Genomic DNA, 20,000 nt, shown 5'->3' with positions numbered 1-20,000 from the left:
ATGATAATTATAATTGTTTTCATTAGTCTATTTTTAAATTTTAAAAATAAACGATATAATAATAAACGCAAAATAACAAAATGGGGCGAAAATATGGAAAAACCGACACGATTAGCATTATTAAAAGAAATTGCAGAATATCTTAATGAAGAAACTGAATTATATAATATGATGAATAAAGCATTAGATTATTTAATCAATGGTAGCAGTTTTACAACAGGTTGGATTTTTTTTATCAATAAAAAGGGTGAACAAGAACTTGTAGCTAGCACTGACTTACCTCATTCATTAAAAAATAATAATTGTAAGTATTTAAACAATGATACGTGTTGGTGTGTAAATGCTTATCATCATAAAAATTTAACAAAAGCATCTAATATTATTAATTGTTCAAGAATCAATTTAGCTAACCAAGAAAGTGAAAAAGATGATTATCTCATCACGCATCATGCGACAGTACCACTTAGATCAGGAGATGAACAGTATGGATTATTAAATGTCGCAACACCTCATACTGTAGTATATAGTCAAGATGATTTAGAGTTACTAGAATCAGTAGCTTTACAAATAGGCTCCGCAATTAAACGTATATATTTAACAGACCAAGAAAAAGAAGCAGCACGAATAAGTGAACGAAATCGACTAGCGCGTGACTTACATGATTCAGTTAACCAAATGCTTTTTTCATTAAAACTAACCGCTCATGCTGCACATGATATCACAGAGGATAGAACAGCTAAAAAAGCATTTAAGATGATTGAAGATACAAGTCAAAACGCAGTATATGAAATGCGTGCGTTAATTTGGCAACTTAAGCCAATTGGTTTAGAACATGGGCTAGTGAATGCAATTGAACATTATGCGAATATGTTAGATTTAAAATTAAACATCGAAGTAAGAGGGTTGATAAAATTATCCAATTTAGTTGAAGAAAATGTGTATCGAATGATTCAAGAAGCTCTAAATAATACGAAGAAACATGCACAAACGAATCATGTATCTATTAACATTCAACAAAATGAACATCAATTATATATTAAAATTCATGATGATGGAATAGGATTTAATGTGAGTGATGACTTAAATCGAACAACGCATGGTCTAAAAAATATAAAACAACGTATTCATAGTTTATACGGAGAACTTAACATACAATCAGATAAACAAATGGGAACAACTATTTTTCTTAATATCCCAATTTAAAGTAGGTGATAAATTTGGCAAGTATCGTTTTAATCGATGATCATCACATCGTTAGACAAGGACTAGAATTTCTAATTTCAACAGTTGAGGGTTTAGATATACAAGCAAGTTTTTCAGATGGTGAATCATTTATTGAATATTTAAATGAGAATAATATTCCTGATTTAGTACTATTAGATTTAGTTATGCCCAATATGAATGGTATTGAAGTGACGCATTATATAAAAAAATATTATCCTTACATAAAAGTGTTAGTGCTTACAAGTTATGTGGATAATGAATATGTTATGTCTGCCATTAATGAAGGCGCTGATGGTTATGAAATTAAAGATGTTGAACCACAAAAGCTGATTGCTACTATTACTAAAGTATTAAATGATGAGAAAATAATACATCCAAAAGCTAAAAATGTAATTGATGCAATGCATGAAAAACCACACTTTAATAATAAATTATCTAAAAGAGAGATGGAAGTATTAAAAGAAATGGTGAAAGGTAAGACAAATAAAGATATTGCAAAAAGTTTATTTGTATCTGAGAAAACAGTTAAAACACATGTCAGTCATATATTTAATAAATTGCAAGTTTCAGATCGTACACAAGCTGCTATATATGCTATTGAAAATAAATTAATATAAATTAAATAGGCCTATTAGAAATAAAAACGACATTTTTAAAATGGGATAATCATAGATAAATGATTTATTTTATTAGTTTAATTATTTTGATAATTTTGCCATTTATAAAATTATACGTAAAAACAAAAATTTCTCTTTTCATTTTATTGAAAATATATTAAGATGTAATTTGTGTTTCAAGAAATGTGTATTATTGCAATTTCTTGCGTCCGGATAAAATAACTCCTATTAGAAAGGTAGAGAAGAGTAATGGATAGACAGAGTTTTACTGATTTAATTCAAACAAAATTTAAAATGGTGCGTATTGAAGCAGGATACACACAAGATACTATGGCACAAACAATAGGTCTTTCTAAAAAAACACTTGTTCAAATCGAGAAAGAACGTGTATTACCAAACTGGACAACTTGTGTATCAATTTGTGCTTTATTTAGAGATTCAGATGTTTTAAATAACACATTTGGTTGTGATCCATTAGAAATTGTACAAACAATTTCAAGAAATCATTGTGCATATCCTAATCATTCCACAACAAGTGATATTTATTGGAATACAATGGAAACTCGCAATGGATTTATTTTACAAAGTAATAAAGTAAGTAATATCTACAGAGTGCTTAACCCTGAAAAACAACCTATTTTTGGAACATCTAAATTAAGAGAAGCAGAAACTTACTTTAATAGAAATGCTAAAGAAGAATTAATGCACGTTTAATTTTAATATAAATAAGATATTGTGATAGAAGAGTTGACCTTCAACTGAATCACTATCTTTAATTAATAATGAATTCACTGTCATTTTGCGATGAATTCATTATTTTTTTATTTCAAAAATTTGTAAATAAAAATGTACGTTAAACAATTAAGTTATGAAGTTTATATTTGTCATGGTATAATTTTGCTATTGCTTATATAAAAATTAAGGAGTTATTTAAATGCAAGCAGTATTAGTGGTCATCTTTATGATAGTAATAGGAGCAATCATTGGCGGTGTCACAAATGTTATAGCTATTAGAATGTTGTTTCATCCCTATAAAGCTCATTATATATTTAATATGCGAATCCCATTTACACCTGGTTTAATACCTAAAAGAAGAGATGAAATAGCTACAAAGATAGGACAAGTGATTGAAGAACATCTCATTACAGAAACATTGATTCACAACAAACTAAATGAAACAAACACTAAAGAAACGATTAATGAATTAGTTAAAGAGCAAATAGCGAAATTAAAAAGTGATCAAGCTACAATTCGATACTTCGCTGAGAAGTTTGATGTTAAAATAGATGACTTAATCAATGAGAAATTAGAAGATACAATTTCACACAAGCTATTAGTTTTTTATAATGATCATCGAAATGAAGAAGTGATTAACTTACTACCAAAAGAAACTAAGCGAATGATTGATAAGAAAGTTGAGTCATTAGGAGATTTATTATGCGAAAGAGCACGTGTTTATTTGTCATCTGATAAAGGCGCTCGTGATATTTATGACATGCTTGATACATTTTTTAATGAAAAAGGTAAAATCGTTGGATTACTACAAATGTTTATGACAAAAGAAAGTATAGCAGATAGAATACAACATGAATTGATTCGTTTAACCAATCATCCTAAAGCAAAACGTATTGTAAACCAAGTGATTGATAATGAATATGAAACGCTAAAACGACAACCACTTAAGAAAATTATTGATGAGGCTCAATTTTCAAAACTATCAGACTCAGTTACATTACTTATTATGTCATATTTAAATTTAAATGAAAAAATAGATAAACCGCTTAATCAACTATCACCAAGATTAATGCAATATATAGAGACAACGTTATCAGATAAAGTTACACAACTTATTATTAGTCAAGCCTCTAAACATCTCTCAACTATAATGCAAAAAATTAATCTACGTAAATTAGTAGAAGGTCAAATCAATACATTTGATTTAGATTACATTGAAAAGTTGATTATTGAAATTGCTAATAAAGAATTAAAATTAATTACCTTATTAGGATTTATTTTAGGTGGTATTATTGGTCTTTTCCAAGGTTTAATCGCAATTTTTGTATAACTAATCATAATATGTTATGGTATTAAAGAGTTGTCAAAATATCATTATTACACGAAGGAGTGCAATTTAAAATGGCAGTAAATTTATATGATCATGCAAATCAACTAGAACAAGCATTAAGAGATAGTGATGAATACAAAGCTATTAAAGATGCTTTTGCTAAAGTTAAAGAAAATGAAGAATCTAAAAAATTATTCGATGAATTCCGCGAAACTCAAATGAAATTCCAACAACAACAAATGCAAGGTCAAGAAATTCCTGAAGAGGAATTAGCTAAAGCTCAAGAACAAGCTCAAGCTATTGAAAAAGATGAAAATATTTCACAATTAATGCAAGCAGAACAAAAAATGAGTCAAGTTTTCCAAGAAATTAATCAAATTATTGTAAAACCTTTAGACGAAATTTACGTTGACTAATTAATAATTTAAGTAATGGACACTACGCGATTTTTTCATAAAATCGCGTAGTTTTTTTATGTCAAAGTTCATCGACCCATATTCATAAGATATGATAAAATATAGTAATACATAAAGATACCTTATCAAACAATTAAGGAGCTTAAATTAATGGTTAAATTTATTCACTGTGCAGATTTGCATCTTGATAGCCCTTTTAAATCTAAACAACAATTATCGACACGTATTTTTGAAGATGTACAAAAAAGTGCCTATGAGAGCTTTAAAAAAATTGTAGATGTAGCATTAAAAGAAGATGTTGATTTTATGTTAATTGTAGGTGATTTATTTGATAGTGAAAACCGTACACTACGTGCTGAAATTTTTTTAAAAGAGCAATTTAAACGTCTAGAAAAAGAACAAATATTTGTATACGTATGTCATGGTAATCATGATCCTTTAACAACTAGAATTACAGATGATTGGCCTAATAATGTATCAGTATTTTCAAATCGTGTTGAAACCTATCAAGCGATTACCAAAGCTGGAGAACAAATTTATATTCATGGTTTTAGTTATCAAAACAATACAAGTTATGAAAATAAAATTGATGAATATCCATCTAGTCAAGGAAGTAATGGTATACATATAGGAATGCTTCATGGAACTTATAGTAAATCTAAAATAACACAGCGGTATACTGAATTTATGTTAGAAGATCTTAATCATAAACTGTATCATTATTGGGCACTCGGTCATATTCATCAACGTCAAGAACTAAGTGACATGCCGCCTATTCATTATTCAGGTAATATTCAAGGACGCCACTTTGGTGAATTAGGAAGTAAAGGTTGTTTGCTTGTAGAAGGGGATCATCTACATCTTGAAACAACTTTTATCCCAACTCAGTTTATACGTTTTGAAGAAGCTACAATTAAGACTGATAAAATTTCAAAACAAGGTATCTATGAGGAAATTCAAAAGTTTAAGACACAAGTTCGTGAACAAGGTAAAGCATTTTATAGATTGACGATTAATATAGATAATGACAAAATGTTATCAACACAAGATATTCTTCAAATAAGAGAAATGATTAGTGAATATGAAGAAAATGAATATGATTTTGTTGTCATTGAAGATATTATTCTTAATTATATACAGAATGAAGAAACACCTCTTATAAATGAATTTTCTAAAGAACTCATAAATGATGACAAAGTGTTTGAAGAGGCAATAACAGATTTATATTTAAATCCAAGAGCTTCAAAATATTTAGAAGACTACACCACTTTCAATAAGGCAAAACTCATTCATCGAGCTGAGAGAATATTGAAAGCAGATATGAGAGGTGAAGAAATTGATTATTAAATCACTTGAAATATATGGTTATGGTCAATTCGTACAACGTAAGATTGAATTAAATCAGAACTTTACTGAAATTTATGGGGAAAACGAAGCAGGTAAATCAACCATACAATCTTTTATTCACTCAATTCTATTTGGTTTTCCCACAACGAAAGAAAAAGAACCGCGTTTAGAACCTAGATTGGGAAATCAGTATGGAGGCAAGCTAACACTTATTTTAGACGACAAATCTGAAATTGAAGTTGAGCGTGTAAAAGGCAGTGTTCAAGGTGATGTAAAAGTTTATTTAGAAAATGGATTGATAAGAGATGAAGCATGGCTTAAGAAGAAATTAAACTATATTTCAAAAAAGACATATCAAGGAATATTTTCATTTAATGTACTTGGTTTACAAGATATTCATCGAAACTTAGACGAACAACAATTACAAAGCTATTTATTAGAAGCTGGTGCTTTAGGATCTTCTGAATTTACATCTATGGGGCAAATTGTTAATCAGAAAAAGACTACACTTTATAAAAAAGCTGGAAAGAACCCAATTCTAAATCAACAAATTGAAGAACTAAAACAATTAGAAGCACAAATAAGAGATGAAGAAACCAAATTAGACGAATATCAACGTCTTATAGATGAAAAAGATAAATCAGAACGCCATCTTTCTCATTTAAAAGAAAATCTTAAGCAATTATCAAAAATGCATGAAAATAAGCAAAAGCAGTTAGGACTTCATGCTCATGCGCAAGAATGGAAATCACTTGAGCATCATTTAAATATCGAACCTTTGAAGTTCCCAGAACAAGGTATTGAACGATATGAAACTGCATTAAAATATAAACAATCACTTGATCGAGATATAGGATTAAGGGATGAGAAGATAAGACAACTAGAAAAAGAATTTAATTTAATTCAGATGCCTAATGATAGAACTGTAAGTAATATGTATCATCTTTATCAACAAGAAAGTGATATCAAGCAATCTGAATTAAAAGCTAAGGCTTTAAAAAAGGAAATAGAAACTTTCGAACATTCTCAGCAAACATTAAAAGATGGTATCGGTTGGAATGAAGTGCATCATGAAGTAGATACTTCTGAAACAATGAAAGATTATATAAGTGAAAAAATTAAAAATCGTAATCATCAATTAAATCAAAAGCAACAAGTTGAACGTACGATTGATGAGCATAATATTGAACAAAAAGAAATTGAAAAAGAAATTAAGTCATTAGAAAGTGAACTCGTTTCTGAAACAGCAATTGAAAAGAAAAAAGAATATAATCAGCAAAAAATAGAATTGCATGAAAAAGAAAATTTATATTCAAAATTAAAAGCATCTTTTGAATCAGAAAAAGAGAGAAAGCAAAAGCGATATCAATGGTTGAAAATAAGTTTCATTATTTTGGCTTTGATAAGTGCTGGTTTAACTATTTTTGCATTTATTACAACTAGTATTACTTTTGGTATTATCTTTACAATTCTTACTGTAATATTTTTAGTTGGTTTATTCTTCAGTAAAAACAAAGATATTGATTATAGTGAAACAATCAGTGGTGAAATTAGTGATTTAGAACAGCAACTTAAAACACTTGAAGATAAATACGATTTAGATTTTAATCTAGATGATCAGTACCAATTACGTGAACGTTGGAATAATGCTAATAATACTAAAACAGTACTTTCTAATAAACTTAACCATCAACATTCGATTTTATCGGATATGCAGTCTTCAATTGAGTCATTAACACAGGATATTTCTGAAGTTAAACAAGACATTAAAGTATCAGATAGAATGTCAGATGAACGTTTAGTAGATAGTTTGAAAACAATGAATCAACTTAAAGCTAATGATAAACAACTTAATAAAATATTATTAGAGAACTTAGAGTTAAATCAAAATTTAATAAACTTCTATGATCATGCTCAGGATGTTACTAAAGATAGTTTTGACGAGTTTAATAAAATTTCATTATTTAATGATTTGAAACGTTGGATTTCTCAGTATGAAAGTAAAAAAGAAAAGAAAACGCGATTACAAAATCAATTAACCTTATTAAGTAAAGAATTAAAACAGTTAGAAAGTCGTTTGGATGAAAATAAAACAACTATAAATGAGTTGTTTAAATATATCGAAGTTCAAAATGAAGAACAATATTATCAACATTACGAAGCTTATCAACGTTATCAACAACAACTATCACGATTCAATGATTTATCTACCTATTTAAATAATCATGAATTCTCTTATGAAGATAGTTCTGTTTTAAGTGAAAAAACAACTGCTCAATTAGAAGAAGAAGATCAAATGTTAGCTCAACAAGTTGACGATTATAATGATAAATATTTGGAGAAACAAACTGAAGTGAGTGACCTTTCTGCACGTATTCATCAAATGGAAACAGATAAAACACTATCTCAATTGCGTCATCAATATTATAATTTAAAAAATAGAATGAATGATATTGCTAAAGATTGGGCGAGCCTAAGTTATCTTGAGACACTAATTAATGAGCACATTAAACAAATTAAAGATAAACGACTACCCTATGTGATAGATGAAGCCATTAACATTTTCAAAACATTAACTGATGGTAAATATAATCTAATTACTTATGAAAATGATTCAATTAAAGTTAAACATCGAAATGGACAAATGTATCATCCACTTGAATTAAGTCAATCAACGAAAGAGTTGCTATATATTTCATTGAGACTTAGTTTAATTAAGGTGTTGAAACCATATTATCCATTCCCAATTATTATTGATGATGCATTCGTACATTTTGATCAACAAAGAAAATCAATGATGTTAAACTATTTAAGAGAATTATCTCAAGAATATCAAGTATTGTACTTTACTTGTACAAAAGATACTACGATTCCTTCTCGAGAAATGCTGATATTAAATAAAAATGAGGAAGGCGGTAAACGATGAGAAACGTAGAAAAATTAAATCCTGGTGATTCGGTTGAGAATTTTTTCTTAATCCACAGAGCAACACAAGGTGTAACAGCACAAGGTAAAGACTATATGACATTATATCTTCAAGATAAAAGTGGAGATATTGAAGCTAAACTATGGACTGTCACAAAAGATGATATGAAAATCCTTAAACCAGAAATCATTGTATGGGTAAAAGGGGATGTTATTAACTATCGTGGCCGTAAACAAATGAAAGTCAATCAATTTCGATTAGCAACAGCAGAAGATGGAGTGACAACACAAGACTTTGTAGATGGTGCACCACTTTCACCTAACGAAATTCAAGATGAATTATCACATTTTATCTTAGAAATTGAAAATGCACATTTACAACGTATTACGCGTCATTTATTAAAAAAATATCAAGATAAATTCTTTACTTATCCTGCAGCCAGTTCACATCATCATAACTTTGCAGGAGGATTAAGTTATCATGTATTAACAATGTTAAAAATTGCAAAATCATTGTGTGATATCTATCCATTATTAAATAGAAGTTTGTTATATAGCGCGATTATGTTACATGATATTGGTAAAGTAAGAGAATTAAGTGGACCAGTTGCAACAACATATACGGTAGAAGGTAATTTGCTTGGACATATTTCAATAGCAAGTGATGAAGTTGCTGAGGCGGCAAAAGAACTTGGCATTGACAGTGAAGAAGTCATGTTATTGCGACATATGATTTTAGCTCACCATGGAAAAATGGAGTTTGGTTCTCCTAAATTGCCACATCTAAAAGAAGCAGAAATTTTATTCTTTATTGACAACATTGATGCAAAAATGAATATGTTCGATAAAGCATTTAAGAAAACAGAAAAAGGGCAATTTACTGAAAGAATATTCGGTATGGATAATCGTCAGTTTTATAATCCAGAGAAATTAGATTAATTTAAATAGATGAAAAAGAAGAATGAGATAGAATTTATTTTGAATTCGTCCGTCTCACTTGGCTCCTGAGCTTCAACTTTCTTTGGGCCGTTGACTTTGTTTATAAAAGTCTCTATGTTGAATTCACTAGTATTGAAAAAAGTTTGATACAAGCGTATCTTCAATTCAATCATTGCCTGCTAATAAATTAAAAATGCCTGAGACAACTCATAATGTCTCAGGCATTTTTAATTTATGAAAATTATGAAGATAAACCTGCTGAAGATGAATTACTTTGTTGTTCTTTTAATTTTTCTGGATTAAGTATAGTATCTTCTACAGATTTTTTAATATCACTATCTTTATAATCTACGTTGTATTCTTTCAATAAGTCTTTATAAGCATTAGTCAATAATTTTGGATTTTTTTGAACTTTTTGTTCAATAATTTTTGTTTTTAATTGAGATTTTTGTTTATTAAAGTCATCTTCTTTATCAGCTTTGATGATGTGATAGCCGTATTCTGTTTTAACAATGTCTGAAATTTGACCTTCTTTTAGTTTAAATAAAGCTTTATCAAATTTATCGACCATTTGTCCTTTAATAACATAACCTAATGATCCACCTTTTTTAGATGAAGCAGCATCCATTGATTCTTTTTTGGCAATTTCATCAAATTTATTTGGATTTTTTTCAACTTCTTTTTGAATTTTTTCAGCTTTTGCTTTTGCTTTTTTATCTGATAAACCTTCTTTATCACTATCAGATTTAACTTTAATTAAAATGTGTGATGCTTTCTTAGTGTCATCTTTTATTTCTTTGTCAGAAACTTTGATTTTGTCATTAAGTAATTGTTTTTGGTAAGCAGATAATTTTTTCTGTTCTTTGTAATCATTAAGGGTCATACCTTGTTGTTTTAGCATACTTTCAAATTGATCTTTACCACCATATTGCTTTTCTTCTTTTTTAATATCATCATCAATACGCTTAGTATCTAATTTATCTTTATATTTATCAGCTAATATTTTATTTAATTCAATACTAAATGATGTGCTAGCAATTTGGTCTTTACCAATTTTATCCATAACATCTTTAACGGTTACATTACCAGCTTTTGAAGAAATTAATGTATTATCTTTAGAATCTGTAGAATGAGAACTACATCCTCCAAGTAATAAAACACCTGCTGTAACAGGGACAATGAGTTTATTCATAATTTTCATAGTTGATAGCTCCTTTTTGTGTGTTAACAAAGTTACTATAACATAATATAATTATTCCACCAATTAATAAAAGATGATTTACAACTAAAGTATTAGATGAAAAATAATTAAAAAAAGTCTATGATATCATTCAATATCATAGACTTTTTAATATATTCAAAATAATCAGTAGACTGTATCTTAATTTTGATTGAATACGTTTATAATTACCATTCTTTATATATTAGATATTTGAATGGAATGGTACTTTTGTCAGTAAATTAATACCTGTTTGGTGTTCTTCAACAAATTGTCCTTCTTTTGAAAAAAGAATAATTTTTAAATATAAAAAATCCATAACTGATAAACCAAGATTTAAGGCAAGTAAGAACATAAAATAGTGTCCATAACTTGGAAAATGATAAGTTAGGAAAATTAAAATGCTTGTAATTATTAAAAATGGCAAAATAAGATTAATGCAAAAATAAAACTTGCGGACAGGCGTATTCACATACGTATTAAAATAAGGAAGCCATTTTTTTTTATTCAACTTGTGCCATCTAAATGCATGAATATAAGGTAAAAAGAAGAATAAATGTATTGTTTTGTGAATAGGGTACATAAGAATGATAAATAATATTAGAAATAAAAAGTATTTATCTGATAAAGGCGTTTTTACAAAATAATACATAATCTCATAACTAACTAAAAACGCAATAATAGTTGTGACAATACTCAAAAAAGCAATTCTTGGAACACCAAATCGCGCATGAATATCTATGTGACGTTTACATAAAAACATAACTCCACCTCAGAAATAGGTCGTTTAATATACGATAGGTATTATCTAACTAACTTGAGTTATCGTCAAGACAATTTTTAATAGCTATTGTAATATAGAGCAATGTTTTTATATTACAGATTGTATATTTATAAAAAAGTTATAACGAAATCTATTAATATAAATTTTTTCATAGCCAAATAGAACTCAATGTTAGAGTTCTATTTGTTATTATTCTTATCTTCTGAAAATGTATTACTAATTTCTTCGCCGCGATTTTGAAGGTTTTCAATATGAGATTTTAATTTTTCAATATTAGGATTAATATCAGATTTAAAATCTCCAATTAAAGACTTAAATTCGCTAGCAATATCGCTACCTTGTTGTACACTGTCATTTTTCACTTGTTTACTATAGTCAATAATATTATAAAAACTACGTTTAATTGTTTCGATTTCTCGTTCTAATTCTGAGCGAGCACCAGTAGGAACTTTTTGTCCAGAGATATTAGCATTATATCTTTGTTGATCACGGTTCATCCATGATACAGCAATACCAGAAGCAAGTCCCACACCGATGCCAAATAATACACGTGTAACTTTCATTTTTTATTCTCCTTACTATTATGTCGTTTATAGAATAAATAATATCATCTTATGAAGTAAGTAACGATTGACTTAAGCTACTTACTATCATGATTACATCGACATATTGATTTCATTTTATATTACCCGTAAATGATATTCAATATGCAGAATTATTCAAATTGAGCTTTAATTTGTTCAGCAATATCTTTTTTCTGTTCATCGCTAATTTCATTTTCATGAGTTTCCCATTGATAACCAAAACCATCGATGTCATTTTTATATCGAGGTAAGAAATGGAAGTGCAAATGAAATACTGACTGATCAGCATATTCACCATTATTTTGAATAATGTTTAATCCATCAGGTTGAAATGCTTTTTTAATAGCATTTGCTACTTGTGGAATAGCAGCTCCAATGTGTTTCATTGTTTCTTCATCAACTTCAAAAATATTAGAAGAAGCTTTCTTCGGAATTAAAAGTGTGTGTCCTTTAGTAACTTGAGAAATATCTAAAAATGCATAAACATAATCGTTCTCATAAACCTTATAGCTTGGAATTTCACCTGTTAGAATTTTACCAAAAACAGTTTCTGACATAATTAAATGCACTCCTTTAACCTATTTTTCTTCATTATTATAACATTGTTATTTTAAAAATTCGCTAATGAGTTATAGCAAACTTTAGTAGTTATATAATGATTTTGGTACAATATAACTCATGGAGGTGCCTTATGACAGTTAAAGTTGAACATTTAACAGGAGGATATGGTAAACGTCCTGTTATTGAAAATATAAATTTTGAATTAAAAAAAGGTGAGATAGTAGGATTAATTGGTCTCAATGGCGCTGGAAAAAGTACTACCATTAAGCATATGCTTGGATTATTAACGCCAATGGAAGGAACACTTTCAATTTCAGATACCAATATTAATGATGATATTGAAATCTACCGTCGTAAACTATCATATATTCCCGAATCACCAGTCATTTATGAAGAATTAACATTAGAAGAACATATAGCCATGACTGCTATGGCTTATCAAATAAGTGAGGAAGAAGCAATGAAACGTGCGCGTCCTCTACTAAAAACATTTAGACTTGAAAATGAACTTAATGTTTTTCCTAGCCATTTTTCAAAAGGAATGAAACAAAAAGTAATGATTATATGCGCATTTATTGTCAATCCTGAACTTTATATTATTGACGAACCATTTCTTGGTTTGGATCCATTAGGTATACAATCTATGCTTGATTTGATGGTTGAAAAGAAAAACGAAGGCCGTACAGTACTAATGAGTACCCATATTCTTGCAACTGCTGAAAGATATTGTGATCGATTCATTATTTTAGATAAAGGAAAAGTGGTTGCTTTTGGAAATCTAAAGGAACTACGAGAACAAACGGGTCTTAAAGATCAAACTCTTGATGATATCTATATCCATGTTACGCAAGGTGGTCAAGCGACATGAATAATGAAGCTATAGCATTATTTAAACAACGTTATGATGCAATAAAGAAAGAAAAACATTATTATAATAAATTTATTTTTAATGGTCATTTTACGGTATTCTTAGTTATTTTATTAGGAGCCTTTATATTAGGTTATGGTCAATGGTTACAACATATTCCTAAAAATATAGATTATGCATTCTTAGCAAGTATTGTAATGGCTTTAACTTCAATCTTTCCATTTCGAACATTTTTAAAAGATGCTGACAAGTTATTTTTGCTTCCTTTTGAGAAGAATATGGAAGATTATATAAAATTAGGACTAAGATATAGTTATTTTAATCGTATAATATTGCAAATAGTGTTATTAATTGTATTGTTTCCATTATTTTATAAGCTTAATCAACAATTAGTTGTATCTTATATCGTGATGAGTGTATTAGCGCTTATTCATCCTATTCTAGGATTACGCTTAAAATGGCAATGGTATCGTGCGAGATTGTCTCAATGGGTATTAAATGTCTTAATATTTTCACTTAATTTTATAACGTATTATCTAGTTTTAGGGAATCAATTATATTTCGCCATTTTATTAACAATCATTTTCTTTGGTATGGCGTATTTTATACCTAAACTTAAGAGTCATGCGTTATTTCCATGGGAACAGTTGATTTCAGTAGAAGAAAGACATCATACAAATTATTATAAATTTGTAAATATGTTTACGGATGTTAAGCATTTAAAAGAAAATGCAGCAAGACGCAAATATTTAGATTTTCTTTTACCCACACCCAAAGGACGCCGTTTTAATTCGCACAATATGTATCTTTATTTATTTGTGAGAAGTTTTGTAAGAGGGAAAGATGCATTAAATATTATTCTTCGACTTGTTGTCATTGCACTTGTACTTATGATTTGGCTGTCTCATCCACTTGTTTCTATTATTATTGGTAGTTTATTTATGTATATTATTTTATTGCAAATGTCTCAGTTTTATACGCAGCAAGCGTATGGACTATGGCCTCAGGTTTGGCCTGTATCAGATAGTGAAGTAATCAAAGGATATGAAAAATTCTTATATCGCCTTATGATTATAATAGGTATTATTTTCGCGATCATTTTTATCATCTTTTATATGAAATACTTCTTTTTTGCAATTATATTCTTTATTGTAGGATGGTTGACGATTAGAAGTACGATTAAAAAATTGCAATATCAGGAAACTTTATTAAGAGATTAAAAAAAGAGGGAACTTAAGATGTATTAAACACATACTTAAGCGTCCTCTTTTTATGTTAATCGTTAATAGGATATAAATATCTTTCAAAATAACTTGAATGTTGACTGCTTGAGCCAAAATAATGTCTTAATGCTTCTTTAGAAAAATAATCATTAAACATATCAGATGATTTAAAATCTTCGTATGTTTGACGATTAGCGAAGCCAAAGTAAATTTTATAAGTAGTACCTTCTTCAGGTCTTAAGAAACGATAACTTTTAAAACCAGCAAATTGACTAAAATCTAAATTCAAATTTGAAAGACGTTTTTCTAGTTGATTGACATGATCATCTGAACTTGGAATGAAGATAGCTGAATAGAAATGTTGATTATTAAGTTCATTTATTTCATTAATAACTTCATAAGTAGTAGGATGTTTAAGTATAGATTTATCTTCGGATTCTTCAATAATGACTGAAGAATCATTAGTTGAATAAATAAACAGATGATTCTCAGAATGATTTAAACGAATTTGATTTAAATAGTTATAAGTTCCATAAGTTGTATATATTTTCATAAGCCATACCTCCTTTATTTATGTATATTATACGATTAAATGATAAGACTAGCTATTATAAATAATTAAAATAAGAAAATAAATTGTGAATAATTTATTTAAATAAACTCACTTATAATTACAAATTTAAAATGAAAGAATAGATAGAAGTGCTTTGTCATTTTTATGACATTTAATATTTAAGAAACGCGAAATCTTTTATGTTGTGATATTATGAATAAGAATGATTTTAATTTAGGAGGACAAAATGGTGCATAAAAAAAATAATACAATTTTACAAACAATTAAAGGGGAATCAACCTCACACACACCTGTGTGGTTTATGCGCCAAGCTGGCAGATCGCAACCAGAATATCGCAAATTAAAAGAAAAGTATTCACTTTTTGATATTACACATCAACCAGAACTTTGTGCATATGTAACACATCTACCTGTTGATAATTACAATACTGATGCAGCTGTGTTATATAAAGATATTATGACACCACTTAAACCTATCGGAGTAGATGTTGAAATTCAATCTGGTATAGGACCTGTAATCCACAATCCCATTAAATCTGTGAAAGATGTGGAAAAATTAACTCAAATCGATCCCAAAAGAGACGTGCCTTATGTGCTAGAAACAATTAAAATTCTAACTGAAGAAAAATTAAATGTACCTTTAATTGGATTTACGGGTGCTCCCTTTACATTAGCATCTTATATGATTGAAGGCGGGCCGTCTAAAAACTACACATTTACTAAGGCAATGATGTATGGCGATGAAGAGACTTGGTTTGCTTTAATGAATCATCTTGTAGACGTTTCAATTAAATATGTAACTGCTCAAGTTGAAGCAGGTGCAGAATTGATTCAAATTTTTGATTCATGGGTAGGTGCACTTAATGTACAAGATTATCAATATTATATAAAACCATTTATGGATCGGTTGGTCTGTGGAATTAAAGAACAACATAATATTCCTGTTATATTATTTGGTGTAGGGGCTAGTCATCTTATTAATGAATGGAATGATTTACCAATAGATGTTCTAGGTTTAGACTGGCGGACATCTATTTTGCAAGCAGATCAATTAGGTGTAAATAAAACATTACAAGGTAACTTAGATCCTTCATTGTTACTAGCACCATGGGATGTATTAGAACAAAGAGTTAAAGCAATACTTGATGAAGGAATGCAAAGAGGTCAACATATATTTAACTTAGGTCATGGCGTTTTCCCAGAAGTTCAACCAGATACACTTAAAAAAGTAACACAACTGGTTCATGACTATACGCAAAAATAAAATTAGAATCATAAAAATTTTTTGAAAAAAAGGGAAGGTGTTAAGAATGACTAAAACAGTAGGTTTATTAGTAATGGCATATGGTACGCCATATAAGGAAAGTGACATTGAACCATATTACACAGATATAAGACATGGTAAAAGACCAACTGAAGAAGAACTTCAAGATTTAAAAAATCGTTATGAATTCATAGGTGGACTTTCTCCACTTGCAGGTACCACAGATCGTCAAGCTGAAGCACTTATAGATGCACTTAATAAAACATATGATGATGTAGAATTTAAATTATATTTAGGATTGAAACATATTTCTCCTTATATTGAAGAAGCAGTTAAAAAAATGCATAATGATGGTATTACAGAGGCAGTTACAGTCGTATTAGCACCCCATTATTCAAGTTTTTCAGTAGGTTCATATAATAAACGTGCTAAAGAAGAAGCGGATAAATATGGTATACAACTACACCATGTTGAACGTTATTATCAACAACCTAAATTTATTGAATACTGGACAAATAAAGTAAATGAAACATTAGCTAAAATTCCGGAAGAAGAACATGATGAAACAATTTTAATCGTGTCTGCGCACAGTTTACCTAAAGGATTAATAGAACGTAATAATGATCCTTATCCTAATGAAATTAAAGATACTATGGATCGTTTAGAAGCTTCTACAAATATTAAACATGTGGCGCAAGGGTGGCAGTCAGAGGGTAATACAGGTACGCCTTGGCTAGGACCTGATGTACAAGATTTAACAAGAGAATTATACAAAGAACATCATTATAAAAACTTTATTTATACACCCGTTGGATTTGTTTGTGAACATCTTGAAGTACTTTACGATAATGATTATGAGTGTAAAGTTGTTTGCGATAACATTGGTGCTAATTACTATCGACCAGAAATGCCTAATACAAATCCGTTATTTATAGGTGCGATTGTCGACGAAATTAAAACAGTTTTTTAAAAAGGAAGGGACATGTTGTGAGTAAAAAAGTTGCAATTATAGGTGCTGGCATTACAGGTCTAGCCAGTGCATATTATTTTAAACATTATAATGAAGACATAGATGTAACTATTTTTGAAGCAACTTCAAGACCTGGAGGTAAAATTCAAACTTATCGACGCGAGGGTTATACGATTGAACTTGGTCCAGAATCCTACTTAGGTCGAAAAACGATCATGACAGATTTAGCAAAAGATATAGGTCTTGAAGATGATTTAATTACGAATCAAACAGGACAATCATACATTTTTGCTAAAAACCAATTGTATCCTATTCCAGGAGGATCAATTATGGGGATTCCAACAGATATTAAACCTTTCTTAAAAACGCGTTTAATTTCTCCTTTAGGCAAGTTAAGAGCAGGATTAGATTTAGTTATTCCGCCTATTAAAATAGAAAATGATATTTCAGTTGGTGATTTTTTTAGAAAACGTTTAGGAAATGAAATGCTCGAAAATTTAATTGAACCTCTTATGGGAGGGATTTATGGAACAGATATTGATCAATTAAGTTTAATGAGTACATTCCCTGATTTCAAATATAAAGAAGAATCATATGGCAGTCTAATTAAAGGAATGAAACATGAAAAACGCGAACGTACTAGAAAACGTCAGCTTGATCCTAGTGTACCGAAAGGACAATTTAAACAATTTAGACATGGATTAAGTTCATTTATTGAAGCACTTGCTAAAGATGTTGAACAAAAAGGTGGACACATCAAATACAATATACCAGTAGAAGATATTCATATTCATAATGATAAATATGAGATTGTTACACATAATAGTCGAGACACGTTTGACGGTTTACTTGTTACGACACCGCATCAAACGTTTATGAAATGGTTTAATCATGATTCAGCATTTAAATACTTTAATACTATGGATTCTACTACAGTTGCAACGGTTGTATTTGCATTTGATGAAAAAAATATCGAAAATACCTATAATGGTACTGGATTTGTCATTGCGAGAACTAGTCATACAGATATTACTGCATGTACTTGGACGACTAAAAAGTGGCCATTTACAACACCAAAAGGTAAAGTATTATTACGTGCGTATGTAGGAAAACCTGGCGATACGGTTGTAGACGACCATACTGATGAAGAAATTGTAAATATCGCACGTCGAGATTTAAGTAAAATGATGACGTTTAAAGGTGATCCAGATTTTACGATAGTAAATCGATTACCAAAAAGTATGCCACAGTATCATATTGGTCATATGACTCAAATTCGCAATATACAAAACCATGTAAAACGTCAATATAACGGGTTACGCATTACCGGTGCACCGTTTGAAGCGGTAGGCTTACCTGATTGTATTCAACAGGGTAAAAATGCTGTTAAAGAATTAATAGACGAATTATAAATAAAGCATAATAAATAAGCACTTTTTAGAGGTTATATTTTCTCTTTAAAGTGCTTTATTTTAAAATAAATAGTCATTATTAAGGAGAAAAGGAGAATAAGAAATGACAGATGTAATTATTGTTCACTCACAAATAGGAAATGCACATAATCATTGGTATCAATGGTTAAAACATAACCTAGCGCTTGAAGGATATAATGTACAATTGTTTAATTTAGATAAAGAGGATAACAAAAAATTAGATACGTGGATAAAGGCTATGAAACAACAAATTAAAATCAATCATCCTGATACGTATGTTGTAACCCATGGCTATGGTTCAATCGCTGCCTTGAAATTTATTGAACAAGCAGATTTAAAACGTTCAATAGAAGGCTTTTTTAGTATTGCTGGATTTAAAGAAGATGCGCAAGACATTGATGAATCTGTTAATTTAGATCATATTACCATTGATTATGATGAGATTAAGAAAAAGGTTAAACACTTTCACGGCCTTGCTTCAAAAGATGATGAACATGTATCTTATAAGGAAACTGAAAAGTTGTTGCAAGCTTTAGGAGGATCAATTCGAATTGTTGAAGAAGGAGGGCACTTCTTAGAAGAAGAAGGCTTTGTTTCTTTCAGTGAATTACAAGCAAAAATGCAAAAATATATGACACAATAACGTTCAGAGCGGAAAAGTATCAAACAGTAATAAATAATTATGAGATTTTATAACCAAATTATCCCATAAAATAAATTTTTTAAGTTTAGCGTTTTTTTACACAAATTAATTTATGATTTTTATTGACTATATGGATATTAATATATATACTAATAAAGTATTGAAAAAAGCACTACTAAAAAATAATCATCTCATAATTATTTAAATTTATAATTAAAGTATTGTAAAATTTATTTTAAAAAAGTGTTGACATTACAGTGACTTAAATGATATATTAATTAAGTACTCATTTGAAGTACTAAATAATATTAGCGCGGGATGGAGCAGTTCGGTAGCTCGTCGGG

General features: G+C 29.1%; 19 protein-coding genes. 14 read left to right on the top strand and 5 right to left on the bottom strand.

Annotation, left to right across the window (positions count from 1 at the left end; all coding sequences use genetic code 11):
• Nucleotides 1–93: 93 nt before the first annotated feature.
• The 8 genes from HMPREF3046_RS04850 (at nt 94) to yhaM (ending at nt 9,533) form a co-directional block, all read left to right on the top strand.
• A complete protein-coding gene (locus HMPREF3046_RS04850) occupies nt 94–1,203 on the top strand; it encodes a GAF domain-containing sensor histidine kinase (RefSeq protein ID WP_070716997.1) in 1,110 nt (369 codons plus the stop codon).
• 14 nt (nt 1,204–1,217) lie between these two features.
• The gene (locus HMPREF3046_RS04845) at nt 1,218–1,841 is read left to right on the top strand and encodes a response regulator (RefSeq protein WP_070716994.1); all 624 of its coding nucleotides are present in this window, start codon (nt 1,218–1,220) and stop codon (nt 1,839–1,841) included.
• Nucleotides 1,842–2,090: 249 nt separating this feature from the next.
• Entirely contained in the window at nt 2,091–2,555 is a 465-nt protein-coding gene (locus HMPREF3046_RS04840; RefSeq protein WP_002449642.1) for an XRE family transcriptional regulator XdrA, read from the top strand.
• A gap of 220 nt (nt 2,556–2,775) precedes the next feature.
• Nucleotides 2,776–3,906, top strand: coding sequence for a DUF445 domain-containing protein (locus HMPREF3046_RS04835; RefSeq protein ID WP_070716990.1), 1,131 nt, complete (start codon nt 2,776–2,778; stop codon nt 3,904–3,906).
• A 71-nt stretch (nt 3,907–3,977) separates the two neighbouring features.
• Nucleotides 3,978–4,322, top strand: a complete 345-nt coding sequence (locus HMPREF3046_RS04830; RefSeq protein WP_070716986.1) for a YlbF/YmcA family competence regulator — start codon at nt 3,978–3,980, stop codon at nt 4,320–4,322.
• A 150-nt stretch (nt 4,323–4,472) separates the two neighbouring features.
• Nucleotides 4,473–5,669 carry a metallophosphoesterase family protein gene (locus HMPREF3046_RS04825; RefSeq protein WP_070716983.1) on the top strand — a complete coding sequence of 399 codons (1,197 nt, stop codon included), beginning with the start codon at nt 4,473–4,475 and terminating at the stop codon, nt 5,667–5,669.
• Nucleotides 5,659–8,595, top strand: coding sequence for an ATP-binding protein (locus tag HMPREF3046_RS04820; RefSeq protein ID WP_070716979.1), 2,937 nt, complete (start codon nt 5,659–5,661; stop codon nt 8,593–8,595). Before HMPREF3046_RS04825 ends, HMPREF3046_RS04820 begins: the two co-directional genes overlap by 11 nt.
• Complete coding sequence (gene yhaM / locus HMPREF3046_RS04815) at nt 8,592–9,533, top strand: 3'-5' exoribonuclease YhaM (RefSeq protein WP_070716975.1); 942 nt, start codon at nt 8,592–8,594, stop codon at nt 9,531–9,533. Before HMPREF3046_RS04820 ends, yhaM begins: the two co-directional genes overlap by 4 nt.
• A gap of 241 nt (nt 9,534–9,774) precedes the next feature.
• Here the strand turns inward: yhaM and HMPREF3046_RS04810 are convergent, their stop codons facing one another.
• The 4 genes from HMPREF3046_RS04810 to HMPREF3046_RS04795 all read right to left on the bottom strand — a co-directional run bounded on the left by HMPREF3046_RS04810 (nt 9,775) and on the right by HMPREF3046_RS04795 (nt 12,677).
• The gene (locus HMPREF3046_RS04810; RefSeq protein WP_070716972.1) at nt 9,775–10,734 is read right to left on the bottom strand and encodes a peptidylprolyl isomerase PrsA; all 960 of its coding nucleotides are present in this window, start codon (nt 10,732–10,734) and stop codon (nt 9,775–9,777) included.
• Nucleotides 10,735–10,957: 223 nt separating this feature from the next.
• A complete protein-coding gene (locus tag HMPREF3046_RS04805) occupies nt 10,958–11,515 on the bottom strand; it encodes a DUF3267 domain-containing protein (protein WP_070716970.1) in 558 nt (185 codons plus the stop codon).
• Between the two features lie 200 nt (nt 11,516–11,715).
• Complete coding sequence (locus HMPREF3046_RS04800) at nt 11,716–12,099, bottom strand: YtxH domain-containing protein (RefSeq protein WP_070716967.1); 384 nt, start codon at nt 12,097–12,099, stop codon at nt 11,716–11,718.
• 152 nt (nt 12,100–12,251) lie between these two features.
• Nucleotides 12,252–12,677 (bottom strand): HIT family protein, encoded by a 426-nt coding sequence (locus HMPREF3046_RS04795; protein ID WP_070716964.1) that lies wholly within the window; start codon nt 12,675–12,677, stop codon nt 12,252–12,254.
• Between the two features lie 134 nt (nt 12,678–12,811).
• On the opposite strand from HMPREF3046_RS04795, the gene HMPREF3046_RS04790 reads away from it, so the two are divergent.
• Together HMPREF3046_RS04790 and HMPREF3046_RS04785 are read left to right on the top strand one after the other, a co-directional pair.
• Entirely contained in the window at nt 12,812–13,549 is a 738-nt protein-coding gene (locus HMPREF3046_RS04790) for an ABC transporter ATP-binding protein EcsA (RefSeq protein ID WP_070716961.1), read from the top strand.
• Entirely contained in the window at nt 13,546–14,769 is a 1,224-nt protein-coding gene (locus HMPREF3046_RS04785; RefSeq protein ID WP_070716959.1) for an ABC transporter permease EcsB, read from the top strand. Before HMPREF3046_RS04790 ends, HMPREF3046_RS04785 begins: the two co-directional genes overlap by 4 nt.
• 55 nt (nt 14,770–14,824) lie before the next feature.
• On the opposite strand, the gene HMPREF3046_RS04780 is transcribed toward HMPREF3046_RS04785, so the two are convergent.
• Nucleotides 14,825–15,325, bottom strand: a complete 501-nt coding sequence (locus tag HMPREF3046_RS04780) for a signal transduction protein TRAP (RefSeq protein WP_070716956.1) — start codon at nt 15,323–15,325, stop codon at nt 14,825–14,827.
• 247 nt (nt 15,326–15,572) lie between these two features.
• On the opposite strand from HMPREF3046_RS04780, the gene hemE reads away from it, so the two are divergent.
• The 4 genes from hemE (at nt 15,573) to HMPREF3046_RS04760 (ending at nt 19,656) form a co-directional block, all read left to right on the top strand.
• On the top strand, nt 15,573–16,610 hold the full coding sequence (gene hemE / locus HMPREF3046_RS04775; RefSeq protein WP_070716954.1) for a uroporphyrinogen decarboxylase: 1,038 nt from the start codon (nt 15,573–15,575) through the stop codon (nt 16,608–16,610).
• A 46-nt stretch (nt 16,611–16,656) separates the two neighbouring features.
• Nucleotides 16,657–17,580 carry a ferrochelatase gene (hemH, locus tag HMPREF3046_RS04770; RefSeq protein ID WP_070716953.1) on the top strand — a complete coding sequence of 308 codons (924 nt, stop codon included), beginning with the start codon at nt 16,657–16,659 and terminating at the stop codon, nt 17,578–17,580.
• Nucleotides 17,581–17,597: 17 nt separating this feature from the next.
• On the top strand, nt 17,598–18,992 hold the full coding sequence (gene hemY / locus HMPREF3046_RS04765) for a protoporphyrinogen oxidase (RefSeq protein ID WP_070716951.1): 1,395 nt from the start codon (nt 17,598–17,600) through the stop codon (nt 18,990–18,992).
• A gap of 103 nt (nt 18,993–19,095) precedes the next feature.
• On the top strand, nt 19,096–19,656 hold the full coding sequence (locus tag HMPREF3046_RS04760) for an RBBP9/YdeN family alpha/beta hydrolase (RefSeq protein ID WP_070716950.1): 561 nt from the start codon (nt 19,096–19,098) through the stop codon (nt 19,654–19,656).
• Nucleotides 19,657–20,000: the final 344 nt, after the last annotated feature.

This window comes from Staphylococcus sp. HMSC070D05 (assembly GCF_001815595.1).
Classification (GTDB): Bacteria; Bacillota; Bacilli; order Staphylococcales; family Staphylococcaceae; genus Staphylococcus; species Staphylococcus hominis.
Note: the sequence above shows the minus strand (reverse complement) of the source record. Positions and strands in the feature narration are given on the sequence as shown.

Bases quoted from the DNA above. Each gene is read 5' to 3' on its own strand.
- HMPREF3046_RS04805 (WP_070716970.1), bottom strand. From the start codon at position 11,515: ATGTTTTTATGTAAACGTCACATAGATATTCATGCGCGATTTGGTGTT.
- HMPREF3046_RS04800 (WP_070716967.1), bottom strand. From the start codon at position 12,099: ATGAAAGTTACACGTGTATTATTTGGCATCGGTGTGGGACTTGCTTCT.
- HMPREF3046_RS04840 (WP_002449642.1), top strand. From the start codon at position 2,091: ATGGATAGACAGAGTTTTACTGATTTAATTCAAACAAAATTTAAAATG.
- hemE (WP_070716954.1), top strand. From the start codon at position 15,573: ATGGTGCATAAAAAAAATAATACAATTTTACAAACAATTAAAGGGGAA.
- HMPREF3046_RS04850 (WP_070716997.1), top strand. From the start codon at position 94: ATGGAAAAACCGACACGATTAGCATTATTAAAAGAAATTGCAGAATAT.
- HMPREF3046_RS04760 (WP_070716950.1), top strand. From the start codon at position 19,096: ATGACAGATGTAATTATTGTTCACTCACAAATAGGAAATGCACATAAT.
- HMPREF3046_RS04780 (WP_070716956.1), bottom strand. From the start codon at position 15,325: ATGAAAATATATACAACTTATGGAACTTATAACTATTTAAATCAAATT.
- HMPREF3046_RS04810 (WP_070716972.1), bottom strand. From the start codon at position 10,734: ATGAAAATTATGAATAAACTCATTGTCCCTGTTACAGCAGGTGTTTTA.
- HMPREF3046_RS04795 (WP_070716964.1), bottom strand. From the start codon at position 12,677: ATGTCAGAAACTGTTTTTGGTAAAATTCTAACAGGTGAAATTCCAAGC.
- yhaM (WP_070716975.1), top strand. From the start codon at position 8,592: ATGAGAAACGTAGAAAAATTAAATCCTGGTGATTCGGTTGAGAATTTT.
- HMPREF3046_RS04825 (WP_070716983.1), top strand. From the start codon at position 4,473: ATGGTTAAATTTATTCACTGTGCAGATTTGCATCTTGATAGCCCTTTT.
- HMPREF3046_RS04830 (WP_070716986.1), top strand. From the start codon at position 3,978: ATGGCAGTAAATTTATATGATCATGCAAATCAACTAGAACAAGCATTA.
- HMPREF3046_RS04835 (WP_070716990.1), top strand. From the start codon at position 2,776: ATGCAAGCAGTATTAGTGGTCATCTTTATGATAGTAATAGGAGCAATC.
- HMPREF3046_RS04785 (WP_070716959.1), top strand. From the start codon at position 13,546: ATGAATAATGAAGCTATAGCATTATTTAAACAACGTTATGATGCAATA.
- hemH (WP_070716953.1), top strand. From the start codon at position 16,657: ATGACTAAAACAGTAGGTTTATTAGTAATGGCATATGGTACGCCATAT.
- HMPREF3046_RS04790 (WP_070716961.1), top strand. From the start codon at position 12,812: ATGACAGTTAAAGTTGAACATTTAACAGGAGGATATGGTAAACGTCCT.